Origin of the sequence: Occallatibacter sp. (assembly GCF_049802275.1) — a bacterium.
Lineage (GTDB): Bacteria > Acidobacteriota > Terriglobia > Terriglobales > Acidobacteriaceae > Telmatobacter.
In genome coordinates this window covers 1-2,169 of sequence record NZ_JBARMD010000491.1, presented here as the reverse complement: position 1 = coordinate 2,169, position 2,169 = coordinate 1, and the positions used below count along the sequence as shown (strand labels likewise).

At 57.9% G+C, this 2,169-nt stretch carries 2 protein-coding genes; both read left to right on the top strand.

Annotated elements, in window-relative coordinates; translation table 11 throughout:
- A partial coding sequence (gene ypfJ / locus WA354_RS17110; RefSeq protein WP_472814236.1) for a KPN_02809 family neutral zinc metallopeptidase occupies window positions 1-699 on the top strand: 699 nt, incomplete at its 5' end.
- 245 nt (window positions 700-944) lie between these two features.
- On the top strand, window positions 945-2,114 hold the full coding sequence (locus WA354_RS17105) for a beta-keto acid cleavage family enzyme (RefSeq protein ID WP_472814235.1): 1,170 nt from the start codon (window positions 945-947) through the stop codon (window positions 2,112-2,114).
- Window positions 2,115-2,169 lie beyond the last annotated feature (55 nt).

The following is a 2,169-nucleotide window of genomic DNA, read 5'->3' as shown; positions in this document are numbered from 1 at the left end:
GGGCAGGCAGATTTGCAGCCGGGACCGCCCAGCGGTCCGGTGGCCGATTCCCCGGCCGAACAGCGTGATGTGCACCTGATCAGCTTTGTGCTGGATGATGCTCAGAATACATGGGCACAGATCTTTGCCGATCATGGGCGGCAGTATCGCAAGGCGAAACTGGTGCTCTATCGCGATATGACGTATTCGGGCTGCGGAACGGCGCAGGCCGCCACCGGTCCCTTCTACTGCCCCGAAGACGAGAAGGTGTACGTCGATCTCTCTTTCTGGCAGGAACTGAAGCAATTCGGTGGTGACACCGGCGATTTTGCGCAGGCCTACGTGATCGCGCATGAGCTTGGACACCACGTGCAGAAGTTGCTCGGCATCGAGCAGCGGATGCGGCGTCTATCGCAACAGGACGATGGCGCGCAAAACCCGCTTTCCGTCGATCTGGAGTTGCAGGCTGACTGCTTCGCTGGCGTCTGGGGACACAGCACGCAGCAGCGAAACATCGTCCATGAAGACGATGTTGAAGGCGCTCTGAAGGCGGCGGCGTCTGTCGGTGACGATAACTTGCAGAAGATGAGCGGGCGGGCGGTGAGTCCGGAGTCGTGGACCCATGGATCGAGTGCACAGCGCACGGAATGGTTCAAGCGCGGCCTCGATGGCGGAGAGGTAAGCAGTTGCCCAACGTTCGATGGCAAGTTGGCGCCGTAGAAACAAAAATCAGGGTGTTCCGACTTCCTTAACAGATCTTCCGCTCACTCACGACGACTGTTACTTCTGCCAGTTGTCACTGCGTGAAATAGGCGTGCATCCTCCGGTTCAGGATGATTCCCCGATCGCACCGAGCGTCGATTCCCCAAACGGTAACGTTCAGCGCCGTTTAGATCGCGCCCATTTCGATGTTCGATCGCAGCGATCGCGCGGCCACCCACGTGCGTTGAATCTGGAGGGAAGAAATGTATTTCACCGATGACTCGTTGCTGCCCGAAAATCTAGCTCCACTTATGATCACTGCCGCGCCATATGGACCCATGTGGCTGCCGCAGGATTGCACCCCTGAACAGAAACTCCCTGTCACCTGGGAGGAGCAAACTCAAATCGCGGTCGACTGTTACAACGCGGGAGCCACGCTCCTGCACATCCATGTGCGCGATCCCAAGACGGGCCACATTTCCAAGAAACTCAGTGAATATGGCGAACAGATTGCGCGCCTGCGCAAAGCCGTACCCAAGATGATCCTGCAGGTCGGCGGGTCTATCTCCTTCGCGCCGGAGCCCGGTGAGGAGGCCAAGTTCCAGAGCTACGACTCACGCCACAAGCTGGCGGAGATCGATCCGAAACCGGATCAAGTCACAATTTTATGTGGCACGGGCCTCTTTGACCTGACAGCGTTACATCCTGTCGATGATGCCTTTGAGGGAACGCGCTTTGCAAACCCAGCGATGCTACACGCCATGGCCAATATGGTGGCTGACTCCACACCGGATTTCTATCTGGAGAACATCAAACGGATGGTCCAGAACGGAATCCAGCCCTATTTTGCGCTCGGCCACATCCACGGTCTCGAGCTCGTTGAGCGTCTCATTCGCAAGGGCTACTACATGGGACCTGTGAACGGTTTCTTCAGCATGGGTGCGGGCGGCACGTGCGGCGCAAACCCGTTTGACATCATGGAACTGATCCGCCGCACGCCGCACGGTTCGTGCTTCACCTACCAGACGACTTTCCGTCTAACCCACTCGCTCGCCATGCTCTGCATCGCGCTCGGGCAACACACCCGCGCCGGAATCGAGGACAACCTCTGGAACACCTCAAAGGGCGTGCGCATGTCAACGATCGAAATGATCGAACGCGATGTTCGCCTGGCCAAAGAGCTGGGCCGAGCGATCGCCAGGCCGGAACAGGCACGTCAGATGTTGAAGATAGGGGTTACTTACAAATCCACTGCGGAGACCCTAGCCAACTTGGGACTCCCGCCGAACCGCAAACCGGGCAACATGGGCTTCATGGTGCATGAGACCGATGGCAGGTTCCATCCGGCCGCACAGGGGGGATGCGGACACATCCATGCAGGCGAGTGGGAGGAAAAGGTGGAGAACGTGATGGCTGAATCAATCAGACGTTAAAAGCACGGATTCGTGCGGGTTGCGCCTTGAAACTCATGAAGTTCAGTCTCCTGAA